The organism is Marinifilum breve (assembly GCF_003202155.1).
Classification (GTDB): Bacteria; Bacteroidota; Bacteroidia; order Bacteroidales; family Marinifilaceae; genus Marinifilum; species Marinifilum breve.
Window position 1 is genome coordinate 1 of record NZ_QFLI01000038.1, and the last position, 1,020, is coordinate 1,020.

Genomic DNA, 1,020 nt, shown 5'->3' on the forward strand with positions numbered 1-1,020 from the left:
CAGGTGAAATAACAATTCTGGATAATACCTATTTGGATTATGAACGAAATGGGAGTCATAACCTAACTTTAACGGTAAGTGACGGGTTACATACGAGTGCAGAGGAAAGTGTGTTTATTCAGATGTACGATGAAAACGATAATGCTCCTGTAATTGCAAATGGACAGTCATTTAATGTGGACGAAAATGCTTCCAATTCAACAAGTGTAGGAACAGTAAGTGTAACAGATGCTGATTTGAATACTCATTACACAGACTGGACAATTACCGGAGGGAATACAGATGGCATTTTTGCGATTAATGCAGCATCCGGAGAAATCAGTATTGTAGACAACACGAATCTTGATTTTGAACAAACGGAATCATATACACTTTCTATAACAGTAAGTGATGGTTCGAATACCAGTCTGGCTGAGAATATTAGGATCGATATCAATGATTTGAATGACAATATTCCAGTTGTTACTGCAAATCAAACTTTCAATGTAGATGAAAACAAAGCTTATAATACAATTATTGGAACAGTAATGGCAACAGATAATGACGCCGGTACAAGTTTCTCTGCATGGAAAATTACAGCTGGAAACACAGATGGTATATTTGAGCTTAACGCTTCTTCCGGAGAAATCAGTATTGCAGACAATACGAATCTGGATTATGAAACCACAACCAGTTATGCAATAAGTTTAACGGTAAGTGATGGAACCAATATTAGTGCCTCAGAAACGGTAAATATTGATGTGAATCCAATAAATGATATTGCTCCTATCATTACCTGTTGTCAAGTGTTTGATGTTGTTGAAAATGTGGATAATGATACCCGAATAGGGAAAGTTTCAGCTTCAGACGCCGATGCTGGAGATGATGATTTCTATACTGATTGGATAATAGTTGCAGGAAATGAGGATGGTATATTTAAAATTGATGAAAATTCAGGTGAAATAACAATTCTGGATAATACCTATTTGGATTATGAACGAAATGGGAGTCATAACCTAACTTTAACGGTAAGTGACGGGT

The 1,020-nt window shown here is 36.2% G+C and carries 1 protein-coding gene; it reads left to right on the plus strand.

The features are described 5' to 3' along the window. Nucleotides 1-1,020: cadherin repeat domain-containing protein (locus DF185_RS22910; RefSeq protein WP_133250142.1), on the plus strand; the 1,020-nt coding region annotated here is incomplete at both ends.